The sequence below is a fragment of the Sulfuricaulis sp. genome, assembly GCF_049587675.1.
Taxonomy (GTDB): domain Bacteria; phylum Pseudomonadota; class Gammaproteobacteria; order Acidiferrobacterales; family Sulfurifustaceae; genus Sulfuricaulis.
In genome coordinates, this window is record NZ_JBAVEJ010000048.1 from 82,518 (window position 1) to 96,488 (window position 13,971).

21 protein-coding genes are annotated in these 13,971 nt (G+C 53.6%); 12 read left to right on the forward strand and 9 right to left on the reverse strand.

Annotated elements, in window-relative coordinates:
- Positions 1 to 62: 62 nt before the first annotated feature.
- The 6 genes from WB402_RS02435 to WB402_RS02460 form a co-directional block, all read right to left on the reverse strand.
- On the reverse strand, positions 63 to 215 hold the full coding sequence (locus WB402_RS02435) for a DUF3309 family protein (protein WP_424205320.1): 153 nt from the start codon (positions 213 to 215) through the stop codon (positions 63 to 65).
- 67 nt (positions 216 to 282) lie between these two features.
- Positions 283 to 1,212 (reverse strand): OmpA family protein, encoded by a 930-nt coding sequence (locus tag WB402_RS02440; RefSeq protein WP_424205321.1) that lies wholly within the window; start codon positions 1,210 to 1,212, stop codon positions 283 to 285.
- A gap of 24 nt (positions 1,213 to 1,236) precedes the next feature.
- Entirely contained in the window at positions 1,237 to 1,638 is a 402-nt protein-coding gene (locus WB402_RS02445; RefSeq protein WP_424205322.1) for a DUF4398 domain-containing protein, read from the reverse strand.
- A gap of 331 nt (positions 1,639 to 1,969) precedes the next feature.
- Positions 1,970 to 2,734 (reverse strand): diguanylate cyclase domain-containing protein, encoded by a 765-nt coding sequence (locus WB402_RS02450; RefSeq protein WP_424205323.1) that lies wholly within the window; start codon positions 2,732 to 2,734, stop codon positions 1,970 to 1,972.
- A gap of 173 nt (positions 2,735 to 2,907) precedes the next feature.
- Positions 2,908 to 3,186: a hypothetical protein gene (locus tag WB402_RS02455; protein WP_424205324.1), complete on the reverse strand. Its 279-nt coding sequence runs from the start codon at positions 3,184 to 3,186 to the stop codon at positions 2,908 to 2,910.
- Between the two features lie 11 nt (positions 3,187 to 3,197).
- The gene (locus WB402_RS02460) at positions 3,198 to 4,118 is read right to left on the reverse strand and encodes a diguanylate cyclase domain-containing protein (RefSeq protein WP_424205325.1); all 921 of its coding nucleotides are present in this window, start codon (positions 4,116 to 4,118) and stop codon (positions 3,198 to 3,200) included.
- Between the two features lie 336 nt (positions 4,119 to 4,454).
- Here WB402_RS02460 and WB402_RS02465 point away from each other — a divergent pair, with 336 nt between their 5' ends.
- From WB402_RS02465 to WB402_RS02475, 3 genes are all read left to right on the forward strand, one after another.
- Complete coding sequence (locus WB402_RS02465; protein ID WP_424205326.1) at positions 4,455 to 5,189, forward strand: Crp/Fnr family transcriptional regulator; 735 nt, start codon at positions 4,455 to 4,457, stop codon at positions 5,187 to 5,189.
- Positions 5,190 to 5,304: 115 nt separating this feature from the next.
- A complete protein-coding gene (locus WB402_RS02470) occupies positions 5,305 to 5,502 on the forward strand; it encodes a hypothetical protein (protein ID WP_424205327.1) in 198 nt (65 codons plus the stop codon).
- Between the two features lie 231 nt (positions 5,503 to 5,733).
- Complete coding sequence (locus tag WB402_RS02475; protein WP_424205328.1) at positions 5,734 to 6,285, forward strand: YSC84-related protein; 552 nt, start codon at positions 5,734 to 5,736, stop codon at positions 6,283 to 6,285.
- Between the two features lie 316 nt (positions 6,286 to 6,601).
- On the opposite strand, the gene cls is transcribed toward WB402_RS02475, so the two are convergent.
- Both cls and WB402_RS02485 read right to left on the reverse strand, forming a co-directional pair.
- Positions 6,602 to 7,972, reverse strand: a complete 1,371-nt coding sequence (gene cls, locus WB402_RS02480) for a cardiolipin synthase (RefSeq protein ID WP_424205329.1) — start codon at positions 7,970 to 7,972, stop codon at positions 6,602 to 6,604.
- Positions 7,973 to 8,296: 324 nt separating this feature from the next.
- Positions 8,297 to 8,611 carry a hypothetical protein gene (locus WB402_RS02485; protein WP_424205331.1) on the reverse strand — a complete coding sequence of 105 codons (315 nt, stop codon included), beginning with the start codon at positions 8,609 to 8,611 and terminating at the stop codon, positions 8,297 to 8,299.
- A 215-nt stretch (positions 8,612 to 8,826) separates the two neighbouring features.
- Between WB402_RS02485 and WB402_RS02490 the strand changes: the two genes are divergently transcribed.
- A complete protein-coding gene (locus tag WB402_RS02490; protein WP_424205332.1) occupies positions 8,827 to 8,982 on the forward strand; it encodes a DUF3096 domain-containing protein in 156 nt (51 codons plus the stop codon).
- A gap of 12 nt (positions 8,983 to 8,994) precedes the next feature.
- Entirely contained in the window at positions 8,995 to 9,228 is a 234-nt protein-coding gene (locus WB402_RS02495) for a hypothetical protein (RefSeq protein ID WP_424205333.1), read from the forward strand.
- A 114-nt stretch (positions 9,229 to 9,342) separates the two neighbouring features.
- Here WB402_RS02495 and WB402_RS02500 read toward each other — a convergent pair whose 3' ends face one another.
- A complete protein-coding gene (locus WB402_RS02500; RefSeq protein WP_424205334.1) occupies positions 9,343 to 9,714 on the reverse strand; it encodes a hypothetical protein in 372 nt (123 codons plus the stop codon).
- 383 nt (positions 9,715 to 10,097) lie between these two features.
- Between WB402_RS02500 and WB402_RS02505 the strand changes: the two genes are divergently transcribed.
- The 7 genes from WB402_RS02505 to WB402_RS02535 all read left to right on the forward strand — a co-directional run bounded on the left by WB402_RS02505 (position 10,098) and on the right by WB402_RS02535 (position 13,563).
- Positions 10,098 to 10,829: a Crp/Fnr family transcriptional regulator gene (locus WB402_RS02505; protein ID WP_424205335.1), complete on the forward strand. Its 732-nt coding sequence runs from the start codon at positions 10,098 to 10,100 to the stop codon at positions 10,827 to 10,829.
- Between the two features lie 83 nt (positions 10,830 to 10,912).
- Positions 10,913 to 11,323, forward strand: a complete 411-nt coding sequence (locus WB402_RS02510; RefSeq protein ID WP_424205337.1) for a four-helix bundle copper-binding protein — start codon at positions 10,913 to 10,915, stop codon at positions 11,321 to 11,323.
- Positions 11,324 to 11,499: 176 nt separating this feature from the next.
- Positions 11,500 to 11,820: a DUF883 family protein gene (locus tag WB402_RS02515; RefSeq protein WP_424205338.1), complete on the forward strand. Its 321-nt coding sequence runs from the start codon at positions 11,500 to 11,502 to the stop codon at positions 11,818 to 11,820.
- 21 nt (positions 11,821 to 11,841) lie between these two features.
- Entirely contained in the window at positions 11,842 to 12,243 is a 402-nt protein-coding gene (locus WB402_RS02520) for a phage holin family protein (protein WP_424205339.1), read from the forward strand.
- A complete protein-coding gene (locus WB402_RS02525) occupies positions 12,240 to 12,530 on the forward strand; it encodes a YqjK family protein (RefSeq protein WP_424205340.1) in 291 nt (96 codons plus the stop codon). The genes WB402_RS02520 and WB402_RS02525 overlap by 4 nt, the downstream gene beginning before the upstream one ends.
- Entirely contained in the window at positions 12,527 to 12,907 is a 381-nt protein-coding gene (locus WB402_RS02530; RefSeq protein WP_424205341.1) for a DUF302 domain-containing protein, read from the forward strand. Before WB402_RS02525 ends, WB402_RS02530 begins: the two co-directional genes overlap by 4 nt.
- A gap of 14 nt (positions 12,908 to 12,921) precedes the next feature.
- On the forward strand, positions 12,922 to 13,563 hold the full coding sequence (locus WB402_RS02535; protein ID WP_424205342.1) for a rhodanese-like domain-containing protein: 642 nt from the start codon (positions 12,922 to 12,924) through the stop codon (positions 13,561 to 13,563).
- Positions 13,564 to 13,971 lie beyond the last annotated feature (408 nt).

Consider the following 13,971-nt stretch of genomic DNA (forward strand, 5'->3'; position numbering starts at 1 on the left):
CGATCCCGGTTGTATCCAGGTATACAAATGCGCGAGACGTTGTCATGCTTGGTGCAAGTACCTTATAAATATCCCATCAGTAACAGAACGATCACGACTACCAACACCACTCCGAGCGTTCCGCTCGGGGCATAACCCCATCCCTTGCTGTGTGGCCAGCGCGGGATCGCGCCGACCAGCAGCAGTATCACGATGATCAACAGCAGCGTTCCCATGTTATTTCGCCGCCCGGTGTTTTGCTGTATGACCCAAGTTTTCCGCAGAAATCAGGCTCGCGGGCGCTTAGCGTAAAGAAAAGTTGCCGTTATCGTCAGAGAGGACAATTTCCACGCGCCGGTTCAATTGACGGCCGGCGGCGGTGTCGTTGCTGGCAACCGGAGACTCCTCACCGTAACCCTGGGTGGAGATACGGTCGTTGCTGATGCCCATGTCCACCAAAGACGTGCGTACGGCCTTGGCGCGGCGATCAGAGAGTGCCTGGTTATAGTCGGCGCTGCCGGTACTGTCGGTGTAGCCTTCAATCCGCGCCTTGCGTTGCGGGTATTGCTTGAGAAAGTCAGCAAGCTTTTGCATGCTGCGCGTACTCCCCGATTTAAGCTGCGCTTTATTGGTATCGAACAACACGTCGCCGAGGGTGATAACCAACCCGCGCTCGGTTTTTTTCGCGTTCAATTCCTTGAGTTGTGTTTCGAGTTGGCTTGTCCGCATTTCCGCATCACGTGCCTGCTGCTGTGACATTTCTGACTGCTGCTGTGACGTGACCGCCTGTTGCTGTGAAGCCTCTGCCTGACGCTGCGATTCAGCTGCGCTTTCCTGCGAAGCCTCCGCGCTTTGCCGAGCCTTGTTCGCCTCAACTGTTCTGGCCTCGAGACGGATTGTGCTGCGTTCCGCTGCGGCGTTAGTGACGTTTATTTCGGCTTCTTTTTGCTTGGCGGCTTCCTGTGCGATCGCTGCCCGTTGTTTCGCCAGATACGCCAAATGAGTGACCACCGCCGCATCTTCTTTTTTGATCGAAGCGTCGTTTGCTTTGGCCAGCGCATCGCCAGCTTGCTTCAGTTCATTCGGAGCGAGATTAATGACTTGCGGATTGTTTTGCGCCGCACGATAGTCATTGCGCGCTTCATTCAGAAGAGAATTTTCAGGCACGGAGGCGCAGCCAGCGAGCGTCGCTATAGCGAGCAGTGCTGTTGAAAAAAAACGATAATTTTGCATGATGAACTCCTTAAAGAGCAATGATCATTGGCTTTTACGGTCAATTTCTTTGCGCAGCACTTCACTGCCTTCCTGCACGGTGGCAGCCGCTTTCTGCGCTTTGGCTGAGCGTGCCTTGGCTGCCGCCAGTTGAGCGTCAACCTGTGCCTGTTCGGCCAGCAATTTGGCGTTCTTGTAATCTTCCGCTGTCATCGCCTGAATAGCGCGATCCAGTTTATCCTGCGCTGCTCGCATCTCTGCTGGCGCAAACTCATTACCACCCGCGTTGATGGCATTGGAAACGGCCTGCTTTGAAACCGCGATCTGTTCGGTCGGGGGTGGAACGCTTGCGCAACCGGCAATCATCACAACAGCAGCAAAACCGATCCCGCTCATCGTACGATACCATTGGTGTTTCGAAATCTTTTTCATCGTCTTGTCATCCATGTGAGTTAAATGGCGGAAAAAATCCTCTGCAATAAATAACCATTGCTATTGCATCGATTTTCAATTCTCGATAGCAGCGGTCGGACTTTCTCCGGTCTGTTTCGTGCGCTTGTTAGACCTAATCCAGACCGGTCTAGCAAGCAATTCCGAAAGTGAAAAAATGAATTAAAAAAGAAAAAGACTAGGCGCGTCGCCCATAACAGTCTGTACGGTGACGCACATAGGATTGTTGCCGGTGCTGTACCAGAATCTCGATATGCGTTTTGCCGCGAGAGATCGACGTGAAATAGAAAGGGCGTCGTCGTATTTTCTTGACGCCGCCGGACAAGGATTAATTCTGCATGGCCTGCTGAGAAGAGGGCGCATTGATATGCACCTTGTCAAGACACATGGCGACATCGGCTTGCTTGATTAAATCGATATAATTTTGTTCATCGCCTCGATAGACAGCCATACCGGTACTCGCCGTCACCGTCATCGGCTGATCGTTGACGACATAAGGAGCCGCCAGACGCACGCGGATTTTCTCCGCCATTTCGGTAGCGCTTTCCTTGACGTCGATTTCCGGCAACATGATGACGAACTCGTCTCCTTCATAGCGGCAGGCCGTATCCGTGCTGCGGATACACGCGATTAAACGTTTGGCCACTTGCCGTAAGATTTTGTCTCCAACCGCTTGCCCGAATTTTTTATTGATTTCTTTGAATCCATCCAGATCGAGTAATAATAACGCCACCTGTTTCTGCTGCCGTGCCGCTTGAACCATCGCTTGATTGAGACGATCCAGCAGCAAGCGGCGGGTGGGCAGGCCTGTCAGTTCGTCGTAGTAGGCCAAGTGGCGCGCTTCGGCAACTTTATGAGCCAGCCCTATCAATTCTTCCCTGAGACAAGCATTGGTTTTGGCCAGCGCATCAATTTGCCGGCATGTGTTTTGTGATTGTTGTTGGCTTGCTGCCAGTGCCCGCTTGAGTTCCGATAATTCTGTTTTGGCTTGCTTTAGCAGATCAGGCGATGGCTTTATATCCGATGGCGGCCGACCGCTTGAGTTACTCGGCCGCATGATTTTGGGGGCGAGGTTAACATTCCGTTGTTTCATTTATTGCCTCCTTATAATTTCTTAGTTTCTTGCCTTGGCTTCCTGCCGGTATGTTGAAAGTATCGTACGAAGCGTAACGGACCTACTGTGCGGTACTGCAAATACTATAATCGATTTGATGCACACACGGAGCAGACGGAAGCAAGCGGATAAACCACCATCAGTCGTTATCCTCAGCGGGATAGGTTGGCGGCATCAACATTCGCTATTTGCGGAGCAGGTTCGCTGAAGATTTCCACCTTAACTTCCGCTATTTGCGCACCATATTCGCTGAAGATTTCCACCTTCGATCCATCTTTTGTGCAGGCCAGATCGAACACATATTCACTCGCGTCTTTTTGCGTATCGAATGAGGCGAGCGGTTTCTCGAACCCTGCTTCCATGACGTTCCATTTACCGGCATTACCCTGTTTCACGCGAAATACTAAAGAGCTTTTTTTTTCAAATCCCATAACACTGCTCCTTACAGTTGCTGATACTTCTTTTGTTGTCCCTGTGCGCGCACTAACTCATCCTGAATAAATAAATCACACGCGCGCATGCGGTCAGCGTTCATACGGGCGGGCGGATTGTCCAATTCAGCCGCGCCAACATCTTCCTTAGGCTGTTCGGTGATGGAGGTACTGTGACCCGTACCCTTGGCGCGATACATGGCGATATCCGCCTGCTTCATTAAATCGTCGAAAGTTTGTCCGTCGCCCGGGTAGACAGCAACGCCTACGCTGACGGCTATATGAATTTTGTGACCGTCAAGAATATAGGGTTCGCTGAGGCGCCCGCCGATTTCAACGGCGAGTGTGGCGGCGATATTCGGGCTATCGATTTCCGGCAGCATGATGACGAACTCGTCTCCGCCGTAACGGCAGACTGTATCGGCGCCGCGGATACCCTTGGTTAAGCGTAGCGTCACCGCCTGCAAGAGTTTGTCGCCGCTGGCATGTCCCAGTCTGTCGTTGACGCGTTTGAATTCGTCCAGGTCAACCATTAGCAGCGCCAGCGGTTTGTGATGCCGTTCCGCCTGGGACATGGCTTGGTGGAACCGGTCTTGAAGCAAGCTACGATTGGGGAGACCTGTCAACTCATCGTGGTAGGCCAAGTAGCGGGCCTGCGCCTCCTTGTGCGCAAGCTCAACAAGTTCATGCTGTAAACTGGCATTCCGCTTGGCAAGAATTTCAATTTGATCTTGCGAGCTTTTGACCAGCTGTCGACATTCGCCTATCACTTTAGTGAATGTTTTCAGGTCCGGCGCCGGCGCCGCGCGCACTGCGGAAGGTCCGGAAGCGGTTTTTTTGGTGGCAGTTAGACTGCGCCGTTCACCGTGAAGTTTTGGACTCGTAACTGCTTTAAGGTACGCCGTCTCACTGGTATGTGAATTACGTGCCATGGCTGGTTTCTCCCTAAATTAGTCAGCAACACCTGACCGCAATACACCTTGAGACGCGGTCTCCCGTTGCATGTTCCCTAAATACACAGAAAAACCTGCGGATTCTGTACGTTAGCGAACATATGCGGATGACTGGCCTGTTCCAACAGATACTTGGTTTTTCCGCGCCAGGAGATGAGACTCTGCATTTGTGTGGGCCGTCAGTAACCTTTCATCACATGAGGATATACGGCTACATATGCGTGTAATACACTGTGTTCGTTAACGAACACAGTGCACGCCGAATCCTGGGTAAAATCTGTTTGCCCCCTTTGCGCAAGACCATGGGTTACAGTTATGCTGACCGTTGTTGAATCAAAAATAAAACCAAAAGATAACTACCTTCTAGCCGCCTTGCCGGCGGACGTATTCGATCGCCTGCTTCCCGATCTGAAGCCGGTCACTATGCCTCTGGGCAAGGTGATCTACGAATCCGGCTCTCAGTTGGAGCATGTTTATTTCCCCATCCCGAGCTGTATCGTTTCCATGCTCTACGTCATGGAGGATGGTTCCTCGGCGGAAATTGCCGTGGTCGGCGATGAAGGCATGGTGGGTATCGCCTTGTTCATGGGCGGCGGCACCACGCCCAGCCGGGCGCTGGTACAAAGCGCCGGTCAGGCGTTTAGGCTTCCGGGGGATGCGCTGAAAAGGGAATTCGAGCGCCATACCGGGTTTCAACATCTGCTGTTGCGTTACACCCAGGCGCTGATCACGCAGATGTCGCAGACCGCCGTGTGTAATCGGCACCATTCGGTGGATCAGCAACTCTGCCGCTGGCTGCTGCTGAGCCTGGATCGCCTGCCTACCAACGAGCTCACCATGACCCAGGAGCTGATTGCCAATATGCTCGGCGTGCGCCGCGAAGGCGTCACTGACGCGGCGGGAAAACTGCAAGCCCTGGGTTTGATTAGCTATAGCCGCGGCCGCATTACGGTCCTCGATCGGGCGGGATTGGAGGCGGAGGTATGCGAATGCTACGCGGTGGTCAAGAAGGAATACGATCGCCTGCTGCCCGCTGAAACGGCAAACTGATACTGCTTCTCGCCTGCGCCCAACACTCAAGGATGGAGGCGTATGTCGAGTCCTCCCGCAGATCCTTTTGTCAGCGACCGGACTATTCGGATAAAGAACGTTACCGTTAACTCCGGTGGTTCATCTGTCTGCCGTAGACAAAGATGACTTCGGCAGGCGGCCTCTGGCGGCGAACCACAATCTGCATCAGTCCGAACTGTTCACGGACGCCGCGCTGATCGATCTGATTGACCATAGCCAGGTTTTATTTATTCCCCTGTATCGCACTGTGCGCCAGCGCACCGACGCGGGCGCACGAAAAGTGATTTCATGATTAATGGGTGACCGTGTAGTGATGGCAGGAAATCCGGTTCCCAACGGACGTCCATGTACTTGTAGGTAAAGAGCGAATCCGGTCTAGCCGCGGTGACGGGCTCGTGTAGATAACTCCAATCTGGTGACGGACTAGTCGAGGTCAATTGGTTTGTCCAAGACGGAGTTCTATTTGTATAAGGCGCGAGCTGTGCCGCGAATTTAACTTTTAGTCAATATACTGGAGATGACAATGATGAAATGGAAACAATTACTGGCCGCGAGCGGTCTGATGCTGCTCGGTTTTGTTGGGAGCGCTGCGTCCTTCGCTGATAGCAAGGCGGAGATCGACGCGAGCGTGAGCAGAGCCATGAAGCAGTTCTACACGCTTAGCCCGAAGAACAAGGAGCTCGCCGGGAAAGCAGCCGGGATGCTGGTATTCCCGCGCATCACCAAAGCCGGTGCCGGCATTGCCGGGGAATACGGTGAGGGTGTGTTGCTGGTCAAGGATAAGACAGTCGGCTACTACAGCATCACGAGCGGATCGATCGGACTCACACTCGGTATTTCGGATCGCAGTGAAGTCATCATGTTCATGACCAAGGCGGCGCTCGACAAATTCACGAACAGTCACGGGTGGAGCATCGGCGGTGATGCCGGTGTCGCCGTAGTGTCGGCAGGAGCCGGCGGTACCTATAACACCAAGACCCTGCAGGAACCTATCCTCGGCTTCGTGTTCGGTGAGAAAGGCCTGATCGGCGACTTGTCTCTCGAGGGCTCGAAGATCACGAAGATCGAGAAGTAACGTTCAGCATCGAATGAGCACTAGTGCCAGGATCAGCCTTTGCCGCAACACCGGTTTTTTTCATAGGCGGGCAGTTCTGGCGGAATTCGGATTCGTCCTTGGGCGGAGCGTTAGGAGCAGTAAAGGCAACGATCCGCTCTGGGGCGCGGGCTTCAAGTTCGGCTTTAACGACCACCTCGCATTACGCTTCGCGGCGGAACGTTATGAGTCGCGGATACCCAGCTCAATACCGTCACGGCCGGTCTCGAGTTCAAGTTCTAAAGGAAAAACGGGGATCATTTCCCATTGATCCTTCAGCCACGCCCGCCGGACCTGGCTACAGCCAGTATTCAGCGAGTTGCGCCAGCCACTCTTTCAATCGGAGCATCAGCGACCGGTGCTTCCAGCGATCGAGGTCGATGGCATCGGACTCCGCCAAATCCTTGGCAAACATGGCGTCCATCTGCCGGGCAAAGTCGCGGCCCAGAATCGCCGCGTTGAGTTCGTCGTTGTGCAGAAAGCTGCGCCAATCCAGATTGGTTGAACCGATGGTTGACCAGACGCCGTCAATGGAGGCGGTCTTGGAATGCATGACCGCGTCGCGCCGCTCGTAGATCTTGACGCCGGCGCGGAGCAGCTTCGTGTAATGCGAGCGCCCGGCATGGAACACCGTCCAGGAATCAGAGTGGCTCGGCAAAACCAGCTTCACGTCGACGCCGCGCCGCGCCGCGTCGGTCAAGGATTTGATCAATTGGGGATCGGGAACAAAATAGGCGTTCGTAAGATACACACGCTGTTCCGCATTGGCGATCGCCGATAGCAGCGTGAGATAGATCAAACTGTGGGGGTCGGCGGAGGCGCTGCCGATGGCGCGCACGATCTCATCGCCCTGTCTACTGAGTTTGGGGAAGTAGTTTTTCTGAGCCAGCGGCTGGCCCTTTTGTTTGGTCCAAGTGTCCATGAACAGCTTCTGGAATTCCGCTACCACCGGCCCTTCGATCTGAAGGTGGGTGTCACGCCAACCTGCAGTATTCACCCCGTTTTTCCTGGCTGACTTGGTGGAAGGGCTGCTGGAGTAGGATTCACTGATATTGATGCCTCCGATGAAAGCGATGCGGCCGTCGACCACCAGCAACTTGCGGTGGTCGCGGTTGTTGAGCAGCCATTTCTTTTTATTTCCGGATAGCGGGTTGATCGGATTGTATTCGAGCACATGGATGCCGGCGGCGCGAAGGCGCTCGAAAAAGACCTTAGGCGTATTCAGGCAGCCGACGCTGTCGTAAATCAGGTTGACCCGGACGCCAGCGGCCTGTCTTTCCAGCAGCAGATTCGCGAACTGTTTGCCGATATCGTCGTCTTCGAAGATGTAGGTTTCCAGGTTGATATGATCTTTGGCCTTGCGGATGGCCGCGAACATCGCCTGGTAGGTCGCCGGCCCGTCTTGCAGCAGGACCAGCTTGTTGCCCAGCACCAGCGGGCTGTCAGCGTTAATAGCCTGTTCCAGGGCCAGGTGCTTCTGCAGTATGTCGATGTTGCCGGATTGGCTCTTGAGTTCTTCGAGGATGGCGGCGCTCTTGCTTGCCGAGACAGGACCGTGCACGTTATCGAACTCCACCGCCTGGGCATGAGACTTTTCCATCTCGCGCTCGGCGTCGGGGAGGCTCGCGCATCCGGCGAGGCCGAGCAGGAAGCAGGCGGCCACCGCCATGCGCCTGACTGCCGCGGTAGAGCGAAGCAAGGCGAAGGAGCGCGATGGCGGCGATTGGGAGAAACAGTGGTAGAGCATCTGCTCGGTATATATTGAGTTCAGAATTCATTAGTCATTACCAGCCATCTTACATCACGGGTCACTGTCGTCTGAAACCTGCAAGGCAGCGTCCGCTGCGCGTACTCCTTTTCAGCGTAGGGAATGGAGAATTCCAGACCATGTGGGCTACCGCACCGATCAATCGAGTTTCGACGCACACACTGTGACGGGTCAGTAAAGCCGGATCGCCGGTTAAGGCGGTGTGGGAAATTCTCGAAATCGTTGTCAGAGGAAATCATGAATAGGGATCAATTCAAAGGTCGAATCAAACAAACAAAAGGCAGGGTCAGGGAAATCAGCGGCAAGCTCTTTCGCGAAAGACTGTTGAAAAAGAAAGGGTGGGCGAAAAAAATCGGAGGTCGAATCCAGGCAGGTTATGGCGATTTCAATGACGATATCCAGAGCTATAACGATCTCGAGGATGACATCCGGGGCTATGGTGATTTCAGGGATGACCTCCAGAAAAGTGGCTGACATCGCCATTCGCTGACTGAACATTGGTTGTAAACGATGGGTTGTTGCGGGCACCACGGCGGGCATTGCCGTCCGAACTTGCAAAAAAACCGCTCTACGTGCGATAACGCACAGAGCCGGAAGGGTACTCGGCGTATTTATCTCTTTTGCGGCATTGGCAGGGTTTCCGTGAGAGTTGAATCTGCACCCACGCAATTTCAATGTGAAGATTATTGAATGAAAAATCTGATCCGACCAAGCCGCGATCATCACTTCACAAACACGCTTGATTGGAGCCTAGCATGAACATTACTTTAAGTATTGCCCCGTTGATTTCACTTATCGCCGGTATACTCATACTGGTTGTGCCGCGCCTGCTGAACTACATCGTGGCGATTTATTTGATTATTATCGGACTGCTCGGGCTGTTCGGCGCCGGGAACTTTAACCTGCACTAAAGGAGTATGCGTATGTCTACGTTGAAAATGCTGTCTATTTTGTCCATCAGCCTGTTGATCGCAACTGGTCTTTTCGCTTGCGAGAAAAAAGGCAGCGCTGAGAAAGTCGGTGAAAAGATCGACAAGACCTACGAACAGACCAAAGACAAAGTTCAGGATGTGGTCAATCCCAAGGGACCCATGGAAAAGACCGGCGAAAAGATCGATGAGACCGTGGATAAAACCAAGGAAGCGGTGCAGAAATAAACTGGCGACGTTAAAGGGGTCAGCGCCAGTTTCCCAGGCACTCACCCCTTTAATAATTAAGTAGCATGTTTACGAAGATGTGAAGCGATTCCGTCACAGTTTTCGGTACACCAACTAATTCATTCGCCTGCTGCCGGGTCCGACGCCACCGCCGGAGCCACCCATACCACCGCCGGAACCCATGCCCGGCATCATTCCATGCGCTGGCGATTCATCCGGCAATGTCACGCCCTGTTGTTTGGCGCGTTCATTCATCTGCTTGTAGTGTGCCTGGCGGATCTGATCGCGCTCCTGGCCGGTTTTCGCGGCGCTCATCTGGGCACGATAATCATCGCGATCCTGCTGGTTCATGAGTTGTGAACCATAGACCTGCTCTTGCGACGGCTGATCACCCTGGTCCCGGTCCTTGTCCGCCGCGATGGTTATCGATGCCACCGTGGAAAACAATCCCGCGATTACAGTGGAATAAATTAAAGTACGTTTCATGACAGTTCTCCTGAATGTATGGATTTAGCAGCCTCATCCGGATAAAAATCCGAATATCGCGTTTACGACCAATGTTCAGTCAGCGAATGATTTCAAGAGTAACGGTCAATCACTCCCCCCGCTGATTCGGGTCTACTGACAATTCATATTGTGTGCGCAGATGCTCGTTTGATCGGTACGCTGGCACACATGGCGATAAAAGTCAGCAGGCCGGGCGACTATTTCGGTCTTAACAGAACTGGCATCTGAGATATCAGTCGGCTCGGCTTGCGTTAGTGCCAGATAAGCGACGGCACAATTACGGGCCGGTTATCTGTGCTGTATGTGTGCTGGCGCACAGTGCGCGCGCACCGATGTGGTTAACTTGGGCGCTGAGGAGTTCCATGTCTATCGCCACACATACCCAGGCAACTAATAGTGTGCTGCGGGCTCTGTCAACCGAGGAAAACCAGCGTTTGCTCGCACATAGCGAACAAGTGAATCTGACGTATGGCGATATCCTTTGCGAGCCCGGTAAGCAGATACGGCATGTTTACTTTCCGAACAACGGGATCATTTCCTTGCTTACTCCATTGGACGGGCATGATAGCGCGGAGGTTGGGCTGGTTGGCAGGGAAGGCATGGCGGGGATGGCGCTCTTTTTAGGCATCAGTGTTTCACCTGTGCGCATGCTGGTGCAAGGTACCGGTACCGCGACGCGAATGAAAGCGGTGTCATTTCGCAAAGAGCTCAAACGCAACCCCGTGCTGCAACTCGAGCTAGGCCACTATCTCTATGCGCTCATGGCCCAAGTAGCGCAAACGGCCGCCTGCAACCGCCACCATCAGCTGGGGGAGCGTCTTGCGCGGTGGCTCTTGATGACGCACGATAGGGTACAGTCAAACAAGTATCATCTCACGCAAGAATTTCTCGCGCACATGCTCGGAGTACGGCGAGTCGGAGTTACCAGGGCGGCAGGACTGCTGCAAGAAAAAAAGCTTATCAGTTATCGCCGCGGCAATATTACCATTCTCAATCGCAAGGGTTTGGAGCGCGCCTCGTGCCGCTGCTATCGGGATGTCAACAATATCCGCGACCGCATGTTAGGTGGTGCAGTGGGTCATTCCACATCCTGATATCTAAACTCTCCGTGCCCGGCGCTTAATAATTTCTATCAATTGAATTCTCCTACTCCCAAAATAACCACTCAAGGAGAGTTATGCAGGCTAATAAGATTGATAGGGTAAATCAAAAGAAACAATGCATTCAGGATTGCCTGGACTGTCATCGAGTTTGTCAGGAAATGGCCACATACCTGCATGCAGAACGAAGACAGGCAGCAGCGAATCATGTTCGGTTGCTGCTCGATTGCGCGGCGCTCTGTCAGGCCAGCGCTGATTTTATGGCAAGCGATTCCGTTCTGCAGGAGCATTTTTACGGCGCTTGCGCCGAGATATGCCCGCGGTGCGCTCAGGAATGCGAGCGTTTCGAAAGCAATGTTCAAATGAAGGTCTGCGCCGACACCTGCCGCCGTTGCGCCGAAAGTTGCCGGCAGATGGTGATCAAGCCAGCAGTTAACCCCGGCCCGCGCCCGGAATGGATCGATGACTTAGCCCGATCAACCTCATAAGTAGTATTTTGACAGTAAAGTCAAGGATTGCCGGATCAATTTGATCAGCCGCTGCTAAGTGGACCGCCGTATGTGCGTTATCGCACAGCGCATTTCAGCAGGGCATGCATAATGAAAACCAGTGATTTATTTAATCACATCTTTATCAGATAACAGATATTCAAGGAGAAAGTACGATGGAACAGACAATAAGTGAATCGAATCGGACTAAAGCCAAGGTGGTCGAAGATTTCAAGTCGATCGTTAACGATGCCGACGATTTGCTGCAGGCGACAGCGAAAGTATCCGGCGAAGGGTTCAATTTAGCGCGCGCTAAATTCTCAGAAAAGTTACAGACCGCCAAAGCCAGCCTGGCAGATGCGGAACAATTGGTCGTGAACAAAGCCAAGCAGGCCGCGACAGCAACCGACGATTACGTCAAGGGCAATCCGTGGACCGCCGTGGGCATCGCCGCCGGTGTTGGCATATTAATCGGATTTTCATTTGGGAAGCGTTGATACTTCACTGGATGTCAGCTTGTGAATCGTGAAATCCAATCCATCGACGCGCCGCCGGGAGGACTGTTCGGTTCCGTCAAGAACCTGGCCGCGAGCCTGGTGACCCATCTGCATACCCGGTTGCAGCTTTTTGCAACCGAGTTTGCCGAAGAAAAACTCAGGCAGACTTCGCTAGTATTCGGCGCTATTGTGGCGTTGTTGTTTACTTTTATGACGCTTGTCCTCGCGGTGCTGTTCGTCATCGCGGTCTATTGGGATACACCCTATCGGTTGCACGCCGTGGTGTTCCTCGCCGTGTTGTTTCTGGCCGGTGCCGTGATTTCCGGGGGCATGGTTCGTGCCAAGCTTAAAGCGAAGCCGCGTTTATTCGAAGCGAGCCTGGCCGAACTTTACAAAGACTGGCAGCAGCTGAATTCACCATGAACAGTGCAAAAACCATAGCCCTGGCGAGGCAGCGCGACGATCTGATCGCGCAAATTGCTTTTGAACGCGCCGCGATCGCGCAAAATGTTACTTCGTTGCGGCGACTCTCGCGAATGATTGATAAAGTCCGAGACGGAGTTCAATACCTCAAACGCCACCCTGAAGCTTTGCTGCTACCCGTTGTCATCACTGTTGTGGCGCGTCCTTGGCGCTTGTTGACTGTGGCATTCAGTGGCTTCGGCATATGGCGGATGGTGCAGATTTGGCGACGTCGGATCCACTCATGACGCGGGCCACCGACAGTTTTAACAAGGCGGTAGGACGCGCGATTGAGGCTTTGCAGGCAGAAGGCTTTGGCGTGCAGACCAGCCCCGACGTGAAAAAAACGATGGAGAAAAAGCTTGACGTGGAGGGGCGTTCTTATCGCATCCTCGGCGCCAGCAACCCACCGCTCGCGCACCGGGCGCAGACCGCCGATCCGAAAATCGTCATGCTGCTGCCCTACAACGTATTCGTGCGCGAAGAAGCGGACGGACACATTACCGTTGGGCTCATGAATCCGGTTGCATTGCTGCAACTGACCAGCAATCTCACGACCCGCGAGATTGTGCAAGAGGTTCGTGGCAGACTGGAACAGGTATGCGGCAAATTGGCGATTGCCTGAACCCGAAGCTCCTCATGCCGGCTTCAACCGCATTGCCGACCGGGCTGCTTGCACCGGGCGCAGCGCCGGCTTTGGACGTGAACATCACCGCCGCTCTGGCGTCGGTGGAAGTGATGCATCATGGCCGGAAGGTCACCATCATGCGCCATCAGAATCAGAACAACACCGTCAATCCGGATTTTGTCAAGACTTCGCGTAAATGCCCGCCGTTCTGCATTCAGCCCGGTGAGCTGGCGCCGGGTGTGAAAACCATCGGTGAACTGGAAGTGTTACAGTTTCTCAAGAAAATAAATGACGGCGATGCATCGATCATGGTAGTCGATTTGCGTACGCCCGACTGGGTGGAAAAAGGAACCATTCCCGGGGCGATAAATATTCCGTGGGACAAGCTCGACATCGGCAAGTCCGGCCCGGTCGCCGTGGGGGGAATTCTGGAGAAACAACTAGGCGCCAGGCGGCAGGATGGATTCTGGAATTTTGATGGCGCCCAAACGCTGGTGATGTTCTGCAACGGCCCGTGGTGCGGACAATCGCCGACCAATATCAAGGAATTGTTGAAAATCGGTTATCCGGCGCACAAATTATTCTGGTATCGCGGCGGCATGCAGGATTGGGAAAACCTCGGGCTGACCACGGTCAAGCCGGAGAGCGAATAACACAGTTCCTCGACAGAATTAAGTGGCTGGCCCTAGCAGGTTGCTGAAAACTCCCTCTCGCCAAGCTGGAACGGTGCTTGCTTGGCGCCGCCTGGCCTACGGTTAACACCCTTTCTATAAAACTAAACGTAGAGACTTAAAGAAGATTAAAAAATCACTTCTCATAGGTGTACTGGCCACCCTATCTTTATCCACGCCCCTTGCCTGGGCGGAGGAAGCCCATCCTTCTGACAAGGACAAGAAACCGGCAACAACCATGACAGAGAAGGACAAACAAATGCAGTTGGGCAAAATGCAGGAGAGTATGCTGCGGTTGCACGAGCAAATGCACAAGATCATGGATGAGAAAAATCCGCAGGAGCGCGTACGGCTCCTGCAAGAGCAGTCGAAGATGATGCAGGGCATGAT